The organism is Luteimonas sp. MC1825, assembly GCF_014764385.1.
In the GTDB taxonomy this organism is placed as follows: Bacteria; Pseudomonadota; Gammaproteobacteria; order Xanthomonadales; family Xanthomonadaceae; genus Luteimonas.
In genome coordinates this window covers 1,692,306-1,710,712 of sequence record NZ_CP061714.1, presented here as the reverse complement: position 1 = coordinate 1,710,712, position 18,407 = coordinate 1,692,306, and the positions used below count along the sequence as shown (strand labels likewise).

The following is an 18,407-nucleotide window of genomic DNA, read 5'->3' as shown; positions in this document are numbered from 1 at the left end:
CGTGCTCGCGGGGACCCCGCTGCGCGTCCTCGAGGCGCGCGATGAAGCGCTGTACTGCGCGCTGTATGGCGACCCGGACACGATGCGTCATGTCGGCCCGGCCCTCGCGCCCGAGGCTGGGCGCACGGCATTCGCGCGCGTCATGGCGCAACTCGCCGCGCGGCCCCCGCGTGCCGCGTATTGGCTGCTGCCATGGCGTGTTGCCGCCACCGTTGCCGGTCCACCCGCTGGCCTGATGGCGCTGCAGATCCACGCCGGCGCCGGCGACGCTGCCGAAGTCGGCGTGCTGCTGCCGCCCGGGGCACAGGGAGCCGGCGTCGCCAGCGCGGGCATCGCGGCCCTGGTCGACGTGGCATTCACCGCGTCTCCGTTGCTGGCCTTGTGGACGCGCCATGTGCGCGACCACGCCGCGGCGGCAGGGCTGATGAGGCGCGCCGGGTTCCAACCCGCGGCGGACGGCCTGGCCGGGGAATGCCGCTGGCGGCTGACGCGCGCGCACTGGGCACGCGCGACGCAGGAGGCAGGGTGATGTCGAAAGCGGGAAGCCTGGCGTGCGTCGGCATCGGCATGATGCTCGGCGCCCACATCGGCGCACGTGCGCGCGCCACCATCGAGGGTGCGGATGTGGTGTTCATGGCGGTGTCGGATCCGCTGGTGGAACTCTGGCTGCAGGGCATGCACCGCGACGTGCGCAGCCTGCAGCCGTGTTACGGCGGTGGCCGCAGCAGGCGCCAGGCCTACGCCGACATGGTCGGGCTGATGCTGTGCGAGGTGCGCGCCGGCCAGCGCGTCTGCGCCGCGTTCTATGGGCATCCCGGGGTGTTCGCGGTGGCACCGCACCAGGCCATCGCCCAGGCCCGCGCCGAGGGCTACACGGCGCACATGGAGCCGGGCATCTCCGCCGAGGATTGCCTGTACGCCGACCTCGGCCTCGATCCGGGCGCCACCGGCTGCCAGCATTTCGAAGCGGGGCAGTTCCTGCAGTACCGCCGCCAGGTGGACCGCGGCGCGCTGCTGGTGCTGTGGCAGGTGGGGATGGCCGTTTCCGGGCCGGGAGGACGTCAACTCTCCATGGGCGCGTGGCAGCGCCTGCTGCTGCAGCGCCTGCTCCAGGACTACCCGGCGGACCACCACGTGACGCTGTACGAAGCTGCTACGCTCGCCACGGCCCGGCCGCGCATCGAGGGGATGCGGCTGTCAGGCCTCGGGGGAGCGGGGTTGCATCCACAGACGACGCTGGTGCTGCCGCCTTGTGCGGCGCTGCAGCGGGACCGCGCGATGCTGGAGGAGATCGCCGCGATCGAAGCCGCCGAGCCAGGTTTCACCACCATCCAGACCACTGATTAGGGGACCCACCGATGTCGAATGCGATCCGTATCCTCGAGGCGCTGGGCGCGAGCCCGGCGCACATGTGCCCCACCGGGCTTGCGGCTGACGCCTCCTCCGGCCTCGATGCGGCCCAGCGTGCCGCGCTGCTGTCCGGCGACGGTCCCGGCCTGGCTGTCCTGCTCGGCGCTCCCGAGCACGTGATGATGCAGCTCTGGACACCCCAGGAAGACACGCCGGCACCCCCGCAGCGGGATCGTCCGGACGACGACGACAAGCGCGACCCGCCGGACGAGTCGCCCGAAAGCTGACGCGCACACACGGAGTCGCCGGCAACAATGCGCAAGCAGTGGCTGATGGTCTGCCTGTTGGTGAGCCTCCTGCCGGGGGCGGTCGTGGTGGGCGCGGAAAATGCCGGCCCGGCGGCGACGTTCGACGCCCGCCTCGAACAGGCCGACACGCTGCGCAGTGCCGATCCGGCCACGTTCCGCGAACTTCTCGCCGAACTCAACGCCACCACGCCCGACGACCTCACGGCCGGGCAAGGCGAGCGCCTTGACTACCTGAACGCGTACGCGCTGGTGCTTGGCGGTCGCTACGAGGAGGGCATCGCCGCGGCCACCGCGCTGTTCGAGCGTGCGCAGGGTGCCAACATGAAGGTCCGCGCCGGCGCGCTGGTGGTCAATGCACGCGCGATCACCCGCGACTTCGCGGGCGGCCTGCGCATGCTCGGCAAGGTATTGCCGTTCACCCGCGACGACATCGACGACGCCAACCGCGAGCACGTGTTCGGCGTGGCGGCGGTCATCCACAACCAGGCCGGGCAGTACCGGATCGGGCGCGAGTACGCCGAGCGCGTGTTGTCCACGACCGAAGCGCCCCGCGCCCGGTGCTTTGCCGGCCAGACCCGTCTCCAGGCGATGCAGGAGCTGAAGCAGTCACCGGCCGAGGACCGCGAGTTCACCGCGCTGGTCGACGTCTGCGAGGCCCAGCGCGAGGCGGTGGTGGCCAACCTGGTGCGGGCCATGCTCGCGCGCAAGTGGGACGGCGAGGGCAACCGGCCGCGCGCGGTCGCGATCCTCGAGCGCCACCTGCCCGAGGTCGAGCGCACCGGCTACCCGCCGCTGATCGGCGAGTTCCACGCGCTGCTGGCGGAATACAAGCTGGCCGCCGGCGACCCGGCCGGGGCAGATGCCCATGCACTGGCCACCATCGAGCGCGGGGGCGGCGATTTCACCAGGTCGCTGGTCGCGGCGCACCTGACCCGCTATCGCGTGGCCGAGGCGCGCAACGATCCCGTGCAGGCGCTGGCCCACTACCGCCGGTACGCCGAGGCCGACAAGGCGCAGCTCGACGAAGTGAAGGCGCGCGAGCTGGCCTACCAGATCGTCAGCCACGAAACGTTTCAGCAGACCCAGCAGATCGAGCTGCTCAACCGCCAGAACGAAGTGCTGCAGCTGCAGCAGCGCGTGCAGGAACAGTCGGCGCAGAATTCCCGCCTGCTGGTGCTGATGCTGCTCTTGTTGCTGGCCTCGATCGCGTTCTGGGCCTACAAGACCAAGCGCGTGCAGGTCTCGCTGCGGCACCTGGCTGAAACCGACGCACTGACCGGCATCAGCAACCGCCACCACTTCAACGACCGCGCCGCGGCCACGCTGGCGCGCAGCGCGCGGATGGGCGAGGACGCCGCGCTGGTGATGTTCGACCTCGACCGGTTCAAGTCGATCAACGACCACTACGGGCATGGCGTGGGCGACTGGGTGCTGCAGCGCGTGGTGGAGGCCTGCGCCACGGCGCGCCGCGACGTCGACTGGTTCGGGCGCCTCGGAGGCGAGGAATTCGCGCTGCTCCTGGTTGGCGCGGACGGTGCCGAGGCGGTGCGTGTCGCCGAAGAGTGCCGCCGCTGCATCGCCGCCATCGACACGCGTGGAAGCGGGTATGCCTTCGCCGTCACCGCGAGCTTCGGCATCAGCACCACCACGCTGTCCGGGTACGACCTGACGCGACTGCTGACACACGCCGACCGCATGCTCTATCGCGCCAAGCGCGGCGGCCGCAACCGCGTATGCCTGTACGGGATCCCCGGGCCTGCCGCGCTGCCGGTGGCCGATGCCCATCCGCCATCGGCGCGCATGGACGAGCCCGTGTCGCTGCACACGGGCGAAAGGCGGCGCGCCACGGCGTCCTGAGGCGGCCGCGGCGGGTATCCTTGCCGCCATGGCCAAGCTGCTCCTCAACATGCGCATGGTGCCCGACGACGAGGCCGACGAGGTGCGCGCGTTCCTCGACGCGCACGCCATAGGCTTCCACGAAACCCTGCCGAGCCGCTGGGGCATTTCGTATGGCGGCATCTGGGTCAGCGACGACGCCGACTTCCCGAAGGCGCGACGGCTGATGGACGAGTACCAGGCGCGGCGCCAGGCACAGGCACGTGAGGCGCGCGCGCGCGAGCTGGGCGAGGGCCGGGCCGAGACGCTGCGCGACGTCGCGCGCGCCGAGCCGCTGCGCGTGGTGGCGACCGTGGCCGGCATCGTGCTGCTGCTCGCGCTGGTGGCCCTGCCGGTGCTGCTGCTGTGGCGCGCCTGGGCGTGAACGACAAGGCGGCCCGGCAGCCGCACTGGCCCGATCGCGCCGCCCACCTGCGGCGGCGCCGTGCGCGAAAGGTGTTTCGGGTGGTCGTGGTGCTGTTGCTGGTGTTGCCCTGGCTCGGCTATCGCAGCGTGCGCGACTGGATCGGGCCCGGCGCGGCCGATCCGCCCGCCGCCCCGGTCGCCACCGTGCCCGCGTCGGCCGATGCGGGACATGCCGCACCGGCAGCGGCCACGTCGTCGGCACCATCGCGACCGACCCGGGATGTCGAAGCCGTGTCCGCGAGCGGCGCGCAGGTCGAGGCGCTCGGCCGTGATGCCGGACGCGGCGACGAAGAGCAGGTGATGGCGCGGCTTGCCAGCCTCGATGCGCGCACGCAACGCGAGGCGATGCTGGCCGACCGCGGCAGCGCGATCCGCCGCGAGGCCGCGCGGCGCGAGGTCGAGGCGATGCCGGGCGTGCGAGCGGCCGGCTGGGTGGATCGCATGAGCATGCTGCTGGTGGCGGCCGGCGGCGCGAGCGGCCACCAGTTGATTGCCGAGGCCTGCCGTCGGCTGGCTGCGCATGGTGACGTCACCGGTGTCGCCATCACCGTGCAGGAAGTCGCGGCCGGCGGGCGTCGCCCGGCAGCGGCGCTCGCCGCGGAGTGTGCCGCCAACGTGGCCGGCGACGCGCCGCCGCCGCAGTTCGCCGGCGGCAGCGTGTTGCCGGGACGCGCGCTGCGCGCCGATGCCGCGGACGCGGATGCCCGGCCCGGCACGCCAGCCGGCGACGCCATCGCCGCCGAACTCGAGGCACGCCGCATCCGCCAGGCGGAAAGCCTGCGGATCCTCAGCGAGACCACGCCGGCGCTGCCCGAGCCGCGCTGACCGCAGCTGCGCAACTAACGCGCGTTGAACGCGGCGCGTCTATGATCGGGCGTCGCATCCCGCCCTGGCATCGCATTGAATCCAGCAAAGTCCCGACACGCGTGTGCCTTCGCACTGATCGCCCTCGCCCTGTCCGCCTGCGGCGGCAGGGAAGCACCCGTCGCCACCGCCGGCCAGCCAGCGGTGACCAGCGCGCCGCCGCCGATGCCGCGCGAAGCGCTCGAGCCCGACACCGCCAACGCCACCATCGAGCGCGCCGCGCCGCCGACCCTGCGGCCACTGGCGCTGGGCCGCTTCGAGCCCGGCAATCCGGTGGCCGAGGCCATGACCGGCGTCGTGGAGATCGAGGACGGCCGCATCACCGCTGCCAATGGCGCGGCGTTCCTGACCGAGCGCGTCGCGATCGTGCGCGGCGGCGACGAGTACGCCGCCGGCCAGCGCTATGCCGACGTGATGTCGATCGACGCCGGCCAACCGGTGGAACTGCGCCGCGTGATCGAAGAGACGCGACCCACCGCGCATCCCGACAACGCGTTCTGCGGCCGCAACGCGACCGGCTACTTCGCGCTCGCCAGCCATGTCGAGGGCGACTACCGGCTGGTCAAGCTGCTGGCGCTGGAAGGCGGCGGCATCCCGGCCGCCACCGCGACCGGAACGACGCTGTGCGCATCCACCTTCTACCTCGCCAGGCCTTGAGGCCCGGGCAGTCGTCCCGGAATCAGGCGACCTCGCCCGCGGCGTGGCCCGACGCCCACGCCCACTGGAAGTTGTAGCCGCCCAGCCAGCCGGTGACGTCGACCACCTCGCCGACGAAGAACAGGCCGGGCATGCTGCGCGACATCATGGTGGATGACGACAGGCCGTCGGTGTCCACGCCGCCCAGGGTGACCTCGGCGGTGCGATAGCCCTCGGTGCCGCTGGCGACGATCGGCCAGTGCGCGAGCGTGGCCGCAATGGTGTCCAGTTCGCGATCGCCGTACTGGCGCAGGGGCCGGCTCTCCATCCAGTGCTCGCACAGGCGCTGCGCGAAGCGCCGCGGGAGGTGTTCGGCCAGCAGCGTGCGCAGTTCGGTCGCCGGACGTTCCGCGCGCGCGCCCCTCAGCAGGGCGGACGCGTCGACTCCCGGCATCAGGTCGATGACCAGAGGCTCACCCGGCTCCCAGTACGAGGACACCTGCAGCATGGCCGGGCCGCTGAGCCCGCGGTGGGTGACCAGCATGGCGTTGCGGAAGGCCTGCCCGCGGCTCGCCGCTTCCACCTGCAGCGAGAGGCCGCTCAGCCCCTCGAGGCGCTCGGCGTGCACCCCGCTCAGGGTCAGCGGCACCAGTCCGGCGCGCGTGGGCAGCACCGCATGCCCGAACTGGCGCGCCAGCGCGTAACCGAAGCCGCTGCCGCCCAGGCTCGGGATCGACAGCGCGCCACTGGCCACGACCAGCGACTGCGTGGTGACCCGGCCGCGGCCGGTCTCGACCACGAAGCCGTCGCCCGCGCGCTGCACGACGTGCACGTCGCAGCCGACGTCCAGTGCCACGCCGGCCTGCGCGCACTCGTCGAGCAGCATCTTCACGATGAGTTTCGCGGACTCGTCGCAGAACAGCTGGCCGAGTTCCTTCTCGTGCCAGGCGATGCCGTGGCCGTCGACCAGGGCGATGAAGTCCGCCGGCGTGTAGCGCGCCAGCGCAGACTTGCAGAAGTGCGGATTGGCCGACAGGAAGTTGGCGGGCGAGGTGCCGGTGTTGGTGAAGTTGCAGCGCCCGCCGCCGGACATGAGGATCTTCTTGCCAACCTTGTTGGCGCGTTCGACCACGCGCACACGGCGGCCGCGCTGGCCGGCGGTGGCCGCGCACATCAGGCCGGCGGCGCCGGCGCCGATCACCAGCACGTCGCAGGTGTCGCTCATGCCGCGCGCGACCCGCGCCGCTGGTGTGTCGTGTTCCGGATCGCGTCGCCGCGGACGCTGGCGCGCGGGCCGTGGTAGCTGCTCATTGCCGCAAAGGATAGCGTGGCGCACGTAGAATGCCGCGATGTTCATTAGCATCGCCGCCTATCACTTCGTCGCCATCGACGACCCCGGCGTGGTCGCCGCCCACGTGCGCGCCCGCGCGATGTCCGACGGCCTGCTCGGGACCGTGCTGGTCGCGGCCGAGGGCATCAACCTGTTCCTCGCGGGAAACGGAGAAGCGATCGACGCCTTCCTTGGCGCGCTTCGCGAGGATCCCCGTTTCGCCACCCTGCAGGCCAAGCGCAGCCGCAGCGACACCGCGCCGTTCGCGCGCCTCAAGGTCAAGGTGAAGCCGGAGATCATCAGTTTCCGCCGCCACGATGCCTCGCCGCTGGACGGGCGCGCACCGTCGGTCACGCCGCACACGCTGGCGCGCTGGCTGGAATCCGGCCGCGACGACGACGGCCGCCGCGTGGTCCTGCTCGACACCCGCAACCGCGAGGAAGTCGGCCACGGCAGCTTCAGCGGTGCGGTCGCGCTGCCGATCGACAATTTCACCGACCTGCCGGAGGCCCTCGACGCCCATCGCGAGGCGCTGGCCGATGCCACCGTGGTCGGCTTCTGCACCGGCGGCATCCGCTGCGAGAAGGCGGTGCCGTGGATGCGCGTGAACGGCTTCGCCCATGCGCTGCAGCTGGATGGCGGGATCCTGGGGTACTTCGAACAGGTCGGCGGCTTCGGCTACGACGGCCACTGCTTCGTGTTCGACGAACGCGTCGCGCTGGATCCGGCACTGCGGCCGGTCACCGCGCCCGAGGGAGCACGGGCATGAGCTGGCTGGCCCTGATGGCCGTGATCGTCGCGCTCTACCTGCTGTTCAAGGTGGTCGGCGTGGTGATGAAGATCGCGCTGTGGATCGTGGTGGTCGTGGCGGCGTACTGGTTGCTGGCGCCGCTCCTCGGCTGGCCGGAGCTGGCCGAGGTGGTGCACGTCCTGGGACCGTGACCCGGCCCGCGCGCGGATCTCAGCCTTCGCCGCGCGGCGGACCCTTGCGGTGCGGGGTGCGCGGCGGGAATGGCGGGCGCGGGCCACGCGCGCCCGCCGGCCGCGGACGGTCACCGGGCGGACGCGGCGAGAACGGGCGCTTGCCCGGACGGCCCGCGCTGCCACCGGCCGAATCGGCGGGTTCGGCACGGCGGATCTTCAGCGGCTGCCCGCCCACGTACACCTTCTTCAGGTGCTCCATCAGCTCGTGTGGCATGCCTTCGGGCAGGTCGACCAGGCTGTAGTTGTCGCGGATGTCGATGCGGCCGATGTAGCGGCTCTCGAGGTCGGCCTCGTTGGCGATCGCGCCGACGATGTTGCCCGGCTGCACGCCGTGGCTGTGGCCCACCTCGATGCGGAAGGTCTCCATGCCGACGTCCGGCGCGTCGCGCGGCGGGCGCGGTGCGCGGTCGAAGGAGGCTGCGCCGGGTTCGCCGGCAACGGCGGAATGCGGCGCGCGCTCATGGCGCGGCGCCTGCTCGCGGCCACGCGGCGCGTAGCCGTCGTCGCGCGGCGGGCGCGGGCCCTGCGCGCGCTCGTGCTGCGGGCGCTCGTACTGCGCACGCTCGGGCGGTGCCACCAGCAGCAGCGGCGTGTCTCCCTGCACCATCTTGGCCAGCGCCGCGGCGATCTCCACCAGCGGCACGTTGTGCTCGCTCTCGTAGCGTTCCACCAGGCTGCGGTACATCGCCAGGTCGGAATCCGATTCCAGCGCCTCGCCGATTCGGCCCAGGAAGCGCGCCACGCGCTGGTCGTTGACCGCGTCGACGCTCGGCAGCTGCATGGGCTCGATCTTCTGCCGCGTGGCGCGCTCGATCGCGCCGAGCATGCCGCGCTCGCGCGGCGCCACGAACAGGATCGCCTCGCCGCTGCGCCCGGCGCGGCCGGTGCGGCCGATGCGGTGCACGTAGCTCTCGGTGTCGTAGGGGATGTCGTAGTTCAGCACGTGGCTGATGCGGTCGACGTCGAGCCCGCGCGCGGCCACGTCGGTCGCCACCAGGATGTCGATGCGCCCGTCCTTCAGTGACTGCACCATCTTCTCGCGCTGCTTCTGCTCCACGTCGCCGTGGATCGCGGCCGCGGACAGGCCGCGCGCCGCGAGCTTCTCGGCCAGTTCCTGGGTGCCGAGCTTGGTGCGCGCGAACACCAGCATGCCGTCGAAGGGTTCGGCCTCCAGGATGCGGGTGAGGGCGTCGAGCTTGTTGGTGCCGCTGACCATCCAGTAGCGCTGGCGGATGTTGGCCGCGGTGGTGGTGGTCGCCTTGATGGCGATCTCGACCGGGTCCTTCAGGTAGGTCTGCGCGATGCGCCGGATCTGCTGCGGCATGGTCGCCGAGAACAGCGCCACCTGGCGCGTTTCGGGGGTCTTCTTCAGCACCGCCTCGACGTCGTCGATGAAGCCCATGCGCAGCATCTCGTCGGCTTCGTCGAGCACCAGGCAGCGCAGCTCGGACAGGTCCAGCGAACCGCGGTTGAGGTGGTCGATCACGCGGCCGGGCGTGCCGACGATCACCTGCACGCCGCGCTTGAGCGCGGACAACTGCGGCGCATAGCCCTGTCCGCCGTAGATCGGCAGCACCTGGAAGCCGGGCATGTGCGCGGCGTATTTCTGGAAGGCCTCGGCGACCTGGATCGCCAGCTCGCGCGTCGGCGCCAGCACCAGGACCTGCGGCTTGCGCTGCGCGGGGTCGATGCGCGCCAGCGCGGGCAGGGCGAACGCGGCGGTCTTGCCGGTGCCGGTCTGCGCCTGGCCGAGCACGTCGCGGCCGGCCAGCAGCGGCGGAATGGTGGCGGCCTGGATCGGCGAGGGGGTCTCGTAGCCGACGGCGGACAGCGCCTGCAGCAGTGGACCCGGCAGACCCAGGTCGGAGAAGGATGGGGTGTCGGGGGTGGTGGCTTCGGTGCTCATGAGTCGGCCTTGGGCGGGGCCGGGACGGCCTTGCAGGGGGCGCATTCTACGCGCCCGACCGTGTGCCTGAGAAATCCTGTCGCGGAGCGGGGCTCAGCCCAGGCGCGTCGCCAGTCGCTCGCCGAGCCGCACGGCACCTTCCGCAACCAGGCCGGGGGCGAGTTCCGCCACGCCCGGCGGCAGCAACACGATCACCGTGGAGCCGTAGTTGAAGCGCGCCATTTCCTCGAAACGGCGCAGTTCGACGACCTTGCCGGCGCCGTATTCCTTGCTGGTGATGGCGTGGCCATAGGCCGGGATCTCCTCGCCACTCCACACGGTCTCCACGCCGGACACCAGCAACGCGCCGACCATGACCACGGCCATCGGTCCGAAATCGGTGTCGAAATGGCAGACCAGGCGCTCGTTGCGGGCGAACAGGCGCGGCACGTGCGCGACCGCGGCCGGGCCCACGCTGAACAGGCGGCCGGGCACGTGCACCGTGCGCATCAGCCGCCCGCCCCAGGGCATGTGCACGCGGTGGTAGTCACGCGGCGACAGGTACACGGTAGCGAACAGGCCGTCCCGGTAGGGCGCGGCCGCCACCGCATCGCCCAGCAGTTCGGTGGCGGTGAACGACTGCCCCTTGGCCTGGAAGATGCGGCCGCCCTCGATGGCGCCGCACTGGCTGATGCGGCCATCCGCCGGCATCACCAGCGCCGCGGGGTCGGGATCGGCCGCGCGCGCGCCCGGGCGCAGGGCGCGGGTGAAGAACGCATTGAAGGTCGGGTAGGCGGCCGGGTCGGGCTGCGCCGCTTCGTCCAGGTCGACCCCGAAGCGCTCGACCACGGTGTCGATCAGCCAGCGGCTGACGCGCGGATGGTCGGAGTACGCCAGGCGGCGCGCCAGCGACGAGGCCAGGCGATGCGGCAGTGCGTAGGTGAGCCGGGTGACGAGGCTCATCGTGCCTGCACGCCGGTCAGCGCGGCGAGGTCGGCGGCGATCGCGGCCGGGTCGAACGGCGGCTGCACCACGCCGGCCATGCGGCCCTCCGCGTCGAGCACGGCCATCGCCGCGGAGTGGTCGATGCTGTACTGGTCGGCCGGCGCGCCATCGGCGGCGGGCGCCTTCATGAACACCAGCGACAGGGACCGGGCGAACGCTTCCAGCGTGGGGATGTCGGCGGTCGCGGCCAGCGTGTCGCGGTGGAAGTGGTGCGCGTACTCGCCGATCCGGTCCGGCGTGTCGCGCTCCGGATCGACCGATACGAACAGGACCCGCGGGCGCACGCCGTCCGGCAGCGTCTCCCATTCCGCCTGTGCGCGCGCCAGTTCGGCGAGCGTGGTCGGGCAGACATCAGGGCAGTGGGTAAAGCCCAGGAACACCAGCGTCCAATGGCCGTTGAGCTCGCCCGGCACCAGCTGCGTGCCATCCGACTGCTGCAGCGCGAACGCCGGCAGCACCCGCGGCTGCGGGAACAGGCGCACGGCCTGCAGCTCCGGACCCGCGGCCGGCTTCGGCGCGCCCGGGAACCAAAACTGAGATGCGACCAGGCCGAGACCGGCGGCCAGTGCCACGGCGAGGACGAGGAGAGTGGTGCGATTGAACATGGAGAACCGACGCGGAAACCGGGGGCCGCCATCATAGCCGGCCCGTGGCACGGCACCCGCGACCACGCCCGCGAGCCTGCGGGAGCTTCGCCTATACTGCGAAACCGCGCCGAAAGCGCCGTGACCACGCACCATGACGACCCAGCAGCTCCAGACCATCATCGACCTGATCCGCTACGGCGCCAGCCGCTTCAATGCAGCCGGGCTGACCTTCGGCCACAGCTACGACAACGCGCTCGACGAAGCCACGCACCTGACCCTGCATGCGCTGCACCTGCCGCATGACCTGAGCCCGGTGTACGGCCAGGCACGGGTGACCGAAGCCGAGAAGGAAGACGTGCTGGAGCTCTTCATCCGCCGCATCGAAGAGCGCACGCCGGTCGCCTACCTGACCGGCGAGGCCTGGTTCGCCGGGCTGTGCTTCAAGTCCGACCCGCGCGCCCTGGTGCCGCGCTCGCCGATCGCCGAGCTGATCGAAGGTGGGTTCGAGCCGTGGCTGGGCGGCCGCGATGTCCACCGCGCGCTGGACCTGTGCACAGGCTCCGGCTGCATCGCGCTGGCGATGGCGCACTACAACCCGGAATGGCATGTCGACGGCGTGGACCTGAGTGACGACGCGCTGGCGCTGGCCGCGGAGAACGAGAAACGCCTGCTGGTGCGCAACGCGCGCTTCCTGCGGTCGGACCTGTTCTCCGCCCTGCAGGGCGAGCACTACGACCTGATCGTCAGTAACCCGCCGTACGTCACCAACGCCGAGACCGATGCGCTGCCGCGCGAATACGCCCACGAGCCCGAGCTCGGCCTGCGCGCCGGCGATGACGGCCTGGACCTGGTGCTGCGCATCCTGCGCGATGCGCCGCTGCACCTCACCGACGACGGCGTGCTGGTCTGCGAAGTCGGCGAGGCGGAGCACGCGCTGACCGCGCTGCTGCCGGAGCTGCCGCTGATGTGGGTCGAGTTCAAGGTCGGTCAGATGGGCGTGTTCGTGGTCGAACGCCATGACCTGGTGACGCACAACGCGCGGATCCGCGTGCTGGCCGATGCCCGCGAGGCGGGCGTGCGTCCGGCGGCCGCGGCTACAGCGGCCACAGCGGCTCGCGCGGACGGGGGCACGGCCGCCGGCGGCCTGTTCTGATGCCGCGGCCCGCGGACACCGAGCGCGTCCCGGGGCCAGGGCCATGAACACCTTCGGCCAGCTGTTCCGCGTCACCACCTTCGGCGAGTCGCACGGGCCGGCGATCGGCTGCGTGATCGATGGCTGCCCGCCCGGCATCGCGCTGGCCGCGGAGGATTTCGCCCATGACCTCGCGCGTCGCGCCACCGGGCGCACGCGGCACACCTCGGCACGGCGCGAGGACGATGCCGTCGAGATCCTCTCGGGCGTCTACGAGGGCACCACCACCGGCACGCCGGTCGCATTGCTGGTGCGCAACACCGACGCGCGCAGCAAGGACTACGCGTCCATCGCCACGCAGTTCCGTCCGGGGCACGCCGACTACACCTACTGGCAGAAGTACGGCATCCGCGACCCGCGGGGCGGCGGGCGCAGCTCGGCGCGCGAGACCACGATGCGGGTGGCCGCCGGCGTGGTGGCGAAGAAATGGCTGGCCGCGCGCCACGGCGTGCGCGTGCGTGGCCACCTCGCGCAGATCGGCGAGATGCTGCCGCGCGGCCACGACTGGAGCGCGGTGGAGGGCAATCCGTTCTTCTGGCCGGATGCCGCGCAGGTGGACGAACTCGAGGCCTACATGGATGCGCTGCGCAAGTCCGGCGACTCGGTCGGCGCGCGCGTCACGGTGGTCGCCGACGGCGTGCCACCCGGCTGGGGCGAGCCGGTGTACGGCAAGCTCGATGCGGAGCTTGCCGCAGCGATGATGTCGATCAACGCCGTCAAGGGCGTGGAGATCGGCGACGGGTTCGCGTCGGTGGCGCAGGCGGGCAGCGTGCATCGCGACGCGATGACGCCGGGCGGCTTCGCGTCCAACCACGCCGGCGGCATCCTCGGCGGCATCAGCAGCGGCCAGCAGGTGGTGTGCTCGGTGGCCTTCAAGCCGACCTCCAGCCTGCGCCTGCCCGTGGCCGGGCTGGATGCCGGCGGCAACGTCGTCGACGTGGTCACCACCGGCCGCCACGATCCCTGCGTCGGCATCCGCGCCACGCCGATCTGCGAGGCGATGCTGGCACTGGTGCTGGTCGACCAGGCCCTGCGCCACCGCGCCCAGTGTGGCGACGTGGGCATGGTGTCGCCGCGCATCCCGGCGGGCACCGACCCGGCCGGCGATGTCTGAAGCCAGGCCGCGGGTGTGGGTGTCCCAGCCCCTGTACGGGGACATCGAGGCGCGGCTGGACGACTGGTTCGACGTCAGCCGCACGGCACGCGTCACCGACCATGCGCCGGGGGCGATCGCCGCCGCGCTGGCCGACGTCGATGGCGCCCTGGTCACGCTCAACGACCGCATCGGCGCGGCCGAGGTCGCCGGCGCACCGCGGCTGCGCGCCGTGGCCAATGTCGGCGTGGGCTACAACAACCTCGACATCGCGGCGCTGGACGCGCGCGGCATCGTCGCCACCAACACGCCGGACGTCCTTACCGAAACCACCGCCGACTTCGGGTTCGCGTTGATGATGGCCACGGCGCGACGGATCACCGAGGCGGAGCACTGGCTGCGCGCAGGCAACTGGCAGGGCTGGGGCTTCCACGAGCTGCTCGGCACCGGGATCCATGGCAGCACGCTGGGCATCCTCGGCATGGGCCGGATCGGCCAGGGCATCGCGCGGCGCGCCCGAGGTTTCGACATGCGCGTGCTCTACCACAACCGCAACCGGCTCCCGGACAGCGTCGAGCGTGACTGCGCCGCGGCGTATGTCGACCGCGATACGCTGTTGGCGACGTCGGACCACCTGGTCCTGGTGTTGCCGTACTCCGCCGCGAACCACCACATCATCGATGCCGCCGCGCTGGCGCGCATGCGGCCCGGCGCCACGCTGACCAACATCGCCCGCGGGGGCCTGGTCGACGAGGACGCGCTTGCGGACGCGCTCGCGGGTGGGCGGCTCGCCGCGGCAGGGCTGGACGTGTTCGAAGGCGAGCCCGTCGTCAATCCGCGCCTGCTGGGCTGCCGCAACGTGGTGCTGACCCCGCACATCGCCAGCGCCACGCTGGCCACGCGCCGCGCGATGGTTTCTCTGGCGGTGGACAACCTGGTGGCGGCCCTGGGCCGGGGACCGCACGCCGGCCGTCCGCCGACGCCGATCCGGCCCCGCCCCGACGCCGGCCGCCGCTGACTGCGATAATCCACGCCCCCACGGCTCCGCCGCGGGAATCACGTGGAGCGACAATGGGCAGGCAGTACAGGGTGGCGGTGGTCGGTGCGACCGGCGTGGTGGGCGAGGCGATGCTGGCGCTGCTGGCCGAACGCGCGTTCCCCGTGGGCGAGCTGGTGGCGCTGGCCAGCGAACGCTCGGCCGGTGGGACGATCGATTTCGGCGACAACGAAGTGGTCATCCGCGATCTCGCGGGCTTCGATCCGGCGGGCGTGGACATCGCCCTGTTCGCCGCCGGCGGCGCGGTGTCGAAGGAATTCGCGCCGCGCTTCGCCGCGGCCGGCGCGGTGGTGGTCGACAACAGCTCGGCGTTCCGCCTGGACGACGACGTGCCGCTGGTGGTCGCCGAGGTCAATCCGGAAGCGGTGAAGTACCGCCCGCGCGGGATCATCGCCAACCCCAACTGCTCGACCATGCAGATGCTGGTGGCGTTGGCGCCGATCCATCGCAGCGTCGGCATCGAGCGCATCAACGTGGCGACCTACCAGTCGGTGTCGGGCGCGGGGCGCGGTGCACTCGAGGAACTCGGCCGGCAGACCGCCGCATTGCTCGGCTTCCAGGAAGCCGATCCGCAGCGTTTCCCGGTGCAGATCGCGTTCAACCTGATCCCGCATATCGACGAGTTCCTGGACAACGGTTACACCCGCGAGGAGATGAAACTGGTCTGGGAGACGCGCAAGATCCTCGGCGACGCCTCCATCCAGGTGAACGCGACCGCGGTGCGGGTGCCGGTCTTCTACGGCCATTCCGAGGCCCTGCACATCGAGACCCGCGGGCACATCACCGTCGCCGAGGCACGTGCACTGCTGGAGGCCGCCCCCGGCGTGGTGGTGGTGGACGAGCGCGTGGCGGGCGGCTATCCGACGCCGGTCACGCATGCGTCGGGCCGCGACGGCGTGTTTGTCGGCCGCATCCGCGAGGACTTCTCGCATCCCCACGGGCTGGACCTGTGGGTGGTGTCGGACAACATCCGCAAGGGCGCGGCGCTGAACGCCGTGCAGATCGCCGAACTGGTCGTGGCCGAAGGGTGAGGCCGCACCTCGCCAGCGGAGGTGCCGCACGGTGTGGTGGGCGCGCGCGCATTGCCAATCGCGCCTCCGCGCGGCTAGAGTCGACGCGGATTTGCCGGGGAAACGCGTGACCACGAAGCAGCGAACTAGAGGCCCGATCGCCTGGGCGGCCGCATTGGGGCTGGTGCTGGCACTGGTCGCCGGCCAGGTGCTGGCGCTCGGGCTGGGCCGCATCGAGGTCAAGTCGCAGCGCGACCAGCCCTTGCTGGCCGAGATCCAGGTCATCTCCAGCGATCCGGCCGAACTCGACCGCCTGCAGGCGCGACTCGCTTCGCCCGACACATTTGCCCGCATCGGGCTCGAGCCGCCGCGCGGAATCGTGTCCGACCTGCAGTTCGCGGTCGCGCTCGACGCCCGTGGCAATCCGGTCATCCGCGTCACCAGCCGCGCCCCGGTGACCGAGTCGCTGCTGACCTTCCTGGTCGAGGTCGACTGGGGGCAGGGCAGGCTGGTGCGCGAATACTCGGCGCTGGTGGATGCCCCGAGCACGGTCTCCGCGCCCGCGCAGCCGGTGATCCAGGCGCCGCGGGCCGCACCCACGGACGCCATCGTGCGTCCGGCCGAAGTGCCTGTCGCCACGCAGGAGATCGCCGAACCCGAGGCGATCGCCGCCACGCCGGCGCCCGCCGCGGCGCCGGCCCCGGTGCGCCCGGCACCGGCAGCCGTCGAGGCATCGCCCGGCGAGTACGGACCGGTGAAGGCCGGCGACACGCTTGGCGTGATCGCCGGTTCACTGGTCGGCGACGGCGTGAGCCGCGAACAGGCGATCGTCGCGCTGTTCCGCGCCAATCCGGCCGCCTTCATCGGCGGCAACCTCAACCTGGTCCGCCAGGGCGCGGTGCTGCGCATGCCGTCGCGCGACGAGGTCGCCGGGCAGGACATGGCCGAGGCGCGCGCGGTGCTGCGCGAGCAGGTGGCGCAATGGCGTGACACGCGCCGCCCGACACCACAGCCGGCCGCGGCCGCCACGGACGCCGCACCCGTCGCGGCGCAGGCCCCGGGCGAAGGCCCGGACGCGTCCGCGACCCGCGCCGCGGCCGCGCAGGCGCCGGGTGCCAGGCTTGAAATCGTGCCGCCGTCCGCTCCGGGCGGCCGGCAGGCAGGCGTACGATCCGGCATCCAGGCCGGTGGCGAGGGCGAGATGCTGCGACAGGAACTGCAACAGGAAGTGCTCCAGGGCCGGGAGGCGCTGGCCGCGCGCGAGTCCGAGGTGGCCGAACTCAAGGCCCGGGTCGCCGACCTCGAGCGCTTGCAGGCGCAGCAGCAGCAGCTGATCAGCCTGAAGGACAGCGAGCTCGCGGCGGCCCAGGACCGGCTTGCCGGCTCCAACGCCGACGCCGGCACCGGCACCGCCGCCAGCGCCGCGGTCGACGGCGCTGCGCCGGCCCAGCCGCGGCAGGATGGCGGGATGCCCTGGGCCTGGATCGGGCTCGGCCTGCTCGCGGCTGCGGTGATCGCCTGGCTGCTGGCCCGCCGCCGGCCCGCGCCGGCCAAGCGGCCCCGGTTTGTCACCGCCGCCGCGCTGGCGGTGTCCGACAGTGCCGAGGCACCCGCCGAGGGCGCAGCCGCACCGGTCGTGCCCGAGTACGGGGCCGGCCGCGGGGGCGAGGGCGCGAACGAAGCCTCCGCTCCGGTCGGAGCGCCGACGTGGCACGCCGGCGGTCCGGCGCTGCCGCAACATGCGGTGGATGCGCCGGGTGCCGCGGTCGCGGAACCGGCCGAGGGCGGCGTGGAACGGCTGGAGCTGGCCCGCGCCTATCTCGACCTCGGTGACGTGGACACCGCGCGCGGCCTGCTGCACGAAGTCGCCAACGGCGGCGAATCCGCGCAGCGCGCCGAAGCACTGCGCCTGCTGGACGGGATCGCCTGACGCCGACTCCAGCGCCGCGGCCTGCCGCGGCGCGGGCCGACATCTGCACGCCATGCGCTACGCCCTGGGCATCGAATACGACGGCAGCGGGTTTTCCGGCTGGCAGCGCCTGACGCGCGACGGGGTGGAAAGCACCCCGACCCTGCAGGGCGCGCTGGAAAAGGCCCTCTCGCGCGTCGCCGACGCGCCGGTCTCCACCGTGTGCGCCGGGCGCACCGATGCCGGCGTGCACGCGCAGTGCCAGGTGGTGCATTTCGACAGTGGGGCCGTGCGCGATCCGCGCAACTGGGTGCTGGGCACCAGCGCGCTGCTGCCGCCGGCGATGTGCGTGCGCTGGTGCCAGCCGGTGGCTGGCGACTTCAGCGCGCGCTTCTCGGCGCGCGCGCGACACTACCGCTACAGCATCCTCAACCGCGCCGTGCGCCCGGCGTTGGGGCGCCAGTACCTGTCCTGGGTGCGACGCCCGCTGGACGCCGACGCCATGCACCGCGCCGCGCAGGCCCTGGTCGGCGAGTTCGACTTTTCCGCGTTCCGCACCGTGCACTGCCAGGCCCCGCACGCGCGCCGCGACCTGCAGGCGATCGATGTCCGCCGCGCCGGCGAGCAGGTGGTGGTGGAAGTGCGCGCCAACGCGTTCCTGCATCATATGGTGCGCAACATCGTCGGCTCGCTGCTCGAGGTCGGTTGCGGCGCCCGCCCGGAGGGCTGGATCGCCGAACTGCTGGCCGGTGGCGACCGCAGCGTCGCCGGCGCCACCGCGCCGCCCGATGGCCTGTTGTTCCTCGGCCCGCTGTACCCCGCCGAGTGCGGCCTGCCGGCCGAAGTCACGCTTCACCCCACCCCGGGGGCGCATGCTGTGCCCCTGTATTGAACAG

The 18,407-nt window shown here is 72.2% G+C and carries 18 protein-coding genes and 1 pseudogene; 15 read left to right on the top strand and 4 right to left on the bottom strand.

Features of this window, described 5'->3' with window-relative positions:
* Window position 1 precedes the first annotated feature (1 nt).
* The 7 genes from IDM46_RS07845 (at window position 2) to IDM46_RS07815 (ending at window position 5,480) form a co-directional block, all read left to right on the top strand.
* Window positions 2–529, top strand: a complete 528-nt coding sequence (locus tag IDM46_RS07845; RefSeq protein WP_185115386.1) for a GNAT family N-acetyltransferase — start codon at window positions 2–4, stop codon at window positions 527–529.
* The gene (locus tag IDM46_RS07840) at window positions 529–1,347 is read left to right on the top strand and encodes an SAM-dependent methyltransferase (RefSeq protein ID WP_182820751.1); all 819 of its coding nucleotides are present in this window, start codon (window positions 529–531) and stop codon (window positions 1,345–1,347) included. The genes IDM46_RS07845 and IDM46_RS07840 overlap by 1 nt, the downstream gene beginning before the upstream one ends.
* 11 nt (window positions 1,348–1,358) lie before the next feature.
* The gene (locus IDM46_RS07835; protein ID WP_185115385.1) at window positions 1,359–1,637 is read left to right on the top strand and encodes a hypothetical protein; all 279 of its coding nucleotides are present in this window, start codon (window positions 1,359–1,361) and stop codon (window positions 1,635–1,637) included.
* 27 nt (window positions 1,638–1,664) lie between these two features.
* Window positions 1,665–3,515, top strand: a complete 1,851-nt coding sequence (locus tag IDM46_RS07830; protein WP_191073329.1) for a GGDEF domain-containing protein — start codon at window positions 1,665–1,667, stop codon at window positions 3,513–3,515.
* A 28-nt stretch (window positions 3,516–3,543) separates the two neighbouring features.
* Window positions 3,544–3,918, top strand: a complete 375-nt coding sequence (locus tag IDM46_RS07825) for a DUF6164 family protein (RefSeq protein WP_185115383.1) — start codon at window positions 3,544–3,546, stop codon at window positions 3,916–3,918.
* Window positions 3,915–4,784, top strand: coding sequence for a hypothetical protein (locus IDM46_RS07820; RefSeq protein ID WP_185115382.1), 870 nt, complete (start codon window positions 3,915–3,917; stop codon window positions 4,782–4,784). The genes IDM46_RS07825 and IDM46_RS07820 overlap by 4 nt, the downstream gene beginning before the upstream one ends.
* 75 nt (window positions 4,785–4,859) lie before the next feature.
* Window positions 4,860–5,480 (top strand): hypothetical protein, encoded by a 621-nt coding sequence (locus IDM46_RS07815; RefSeq protein ID WP_221441848.1) that lies wholly within the window; start codon window positions 4,860–4,862, stop codon window positions 5,478–5,480.
* Window positions 5,481–5,502: 22 nt separating this feature from the next.
* Here the strand turns inward: IDM46_RS07815 and IDM46_RS07810 are convergent, their stop codons facing one another.
* Window positions 5,503–6,684, bottom strand: coding sequence for an NAD(P)/FAD-dependent oxidoreductase (locus IDM46_RS07810; RefSeq protein WP_185115380.1), 1,182 nt, complete (start codon window positions 6,682–6,684; stop codon window positions 5,503–5,505).
* Between the two features lie 124 nt (window positions 6,685–6,808).
* Here IDM46_RS07810 and IDM46_RS07805 point away from each other — a divergent pair, with 124 nt between their 5' ends.
* The gene (locus IDM46_RS07805) at window positions 6,809–7,558 is read left to right on the top strand and encodes a sulfurtransferase (RefSeq protein ID WP_185115379.1); all 750 of its coding nucleotides are present in this window, start codon (window positions 6,809–6,811) and stop codon (window positions 7,556–7,558) included.
* Window positions 7,555–7,731, top strand: a complete 177-nt coding sequence (locus IDM46_RS07800) for a hypothetical protein (RefSeq protein ID WP_182820768.1) — start codon at window positions 7,555–7,557, stop codon at window positions 7,729–7,731. Before IDM46_RS07805 ends, IDM46_RS07800 begins: the two co-directional genes overlap by 4 nt.
* 19 nt (window positions 7,732–7,750) lie before the next feature.
* On the opposite strand, the gene IDM46_RS07795 is transcribed toward IDM46_RS07800, so the two are convergent.
* From IDM46_RS07795 to IDM46_RS07785, 3 genes are all read right to left on the bottom strand, one after another.
* Window positions 7,751–9,679, bottom strand: a complete 1,929-nt coding sequence (locus IDM46_RS07795) for a DEAD/DEAH box helicase (RefSeq protein ID WP_185115378.1) — start codon at window positions 9,677–9,679, stop codon at window positions 7,751–7,753.
* A gap of 93 nt (window positions 9,680–9,772) precedes the next feature.
* Window positions 9,773–10,621: an archaetidylserine decarboxylase gene (gene asd / locus IDM46_RS07790; RefSeq protein WP_185115377.1), complete on the bottom strand. Its 849-nt coding sequence runs from the start codon at window positions 10,619–10,621 to the stop codon at window positions 9,773–9,775.
* Window positions 10,618–11,268, bottom strand: a complete 651-nt coding sequence (locus IDM46_RS07785; RefSeq protein ID WP_185115376.1) for an SCO family protein — start codon at window positions 11,266–11,268, stop codon at window positions 10,618–10,620. The genes asd and IDM46_RS07785 overlap by 4 nt, the downstream gene beginning before the upstream one ends.
* Window positions 11,269–11,401: 133 nt before the next feature.
* On the opposite strand from IDM46_RS07785, the pseudogene prmB reads away from it, so the two are divergent.
* The 6 genes and pseudogenes from prmB to truA form a co-directional block, all read left to right on the top strand.
* A pseudogene (gene prmB / locus IDM46_RS07780) lies at window positions 11,402–12,316 on the top strand (50S ribosomal protein L3 N(5)-glutamine methyltransferase); the annotation flags it as partial.
* A 130-nt stretch (window positions 12,317–12,446) separates the two neighbouring features.
* Complete coding sequence (aroC, locus tag IDM46_RS07775; protein WP_182820779.1) at window positions 12,447–13,556, top strand: chorismate synthase; 1,110 nt, start codon at window positions 12,447–12,449, stop codon at window positions 13,554–13,556.
* Window positions 13,549–14,553 carry a D-glycerate dehydrogenase gene (locus tag IDM46_RS07770; protein ID WP_182820781.1) on the top strand — a complete coding sequence of 335 codons (1,005 nt, stop codon included), beginning with the start codon at window positions 13,549–13,551 and terminating at the stop codon, window positions 14,551–14,553. The genes aroC and IDM46_RS07770 overlap by 8 nt, the downstream gene beginning before the upstream one ends.
* 53 nt (window positions 14,554–14,606) lie before the next feature.
* A complete protein-coding gene (locus tag IDM46_RS07765) occupies window positions 14,607–15,623 on the top strand; it encodes an aspartate-semialdehyde dehydrogenase (protein WP_182820783.1) in 1,017 nt (338 codons plus the stop codon).
* A 106-nt stretch (window positions 15,624–15,729) separates the two neighbouring features.
* The gene (locus tag IDM46_RS07760; protein WP_223877931.1) at window positions 15,730–17,532 is read left to right on the top strand and encodes a FimV/HubP family polar landmark protein; all 1,803 of its coding nucleotides are present in this window, start codon (window positions 15,730–15,732) and stop codon (window positions 17,530–17,532) included.
* A gap of 52 nt (window positions 17,533–17,584) precedes the next feature.
* On the top strand, window positions 17,585–18,403 hold the full coding sequence (gene truA, locus IDM46_RS07755; RefSeq protein ID WP_182820785.1) for a tRNA pseudouridine(38-40) synthase TruA: 819 nt from the start codon (window positions 17,585–17,587) through the stop codon (window positions 18,401–18,403).
* The last annotated feature ends 4 nt before the right edge of the window (window positions 18,404–18,407 follow it).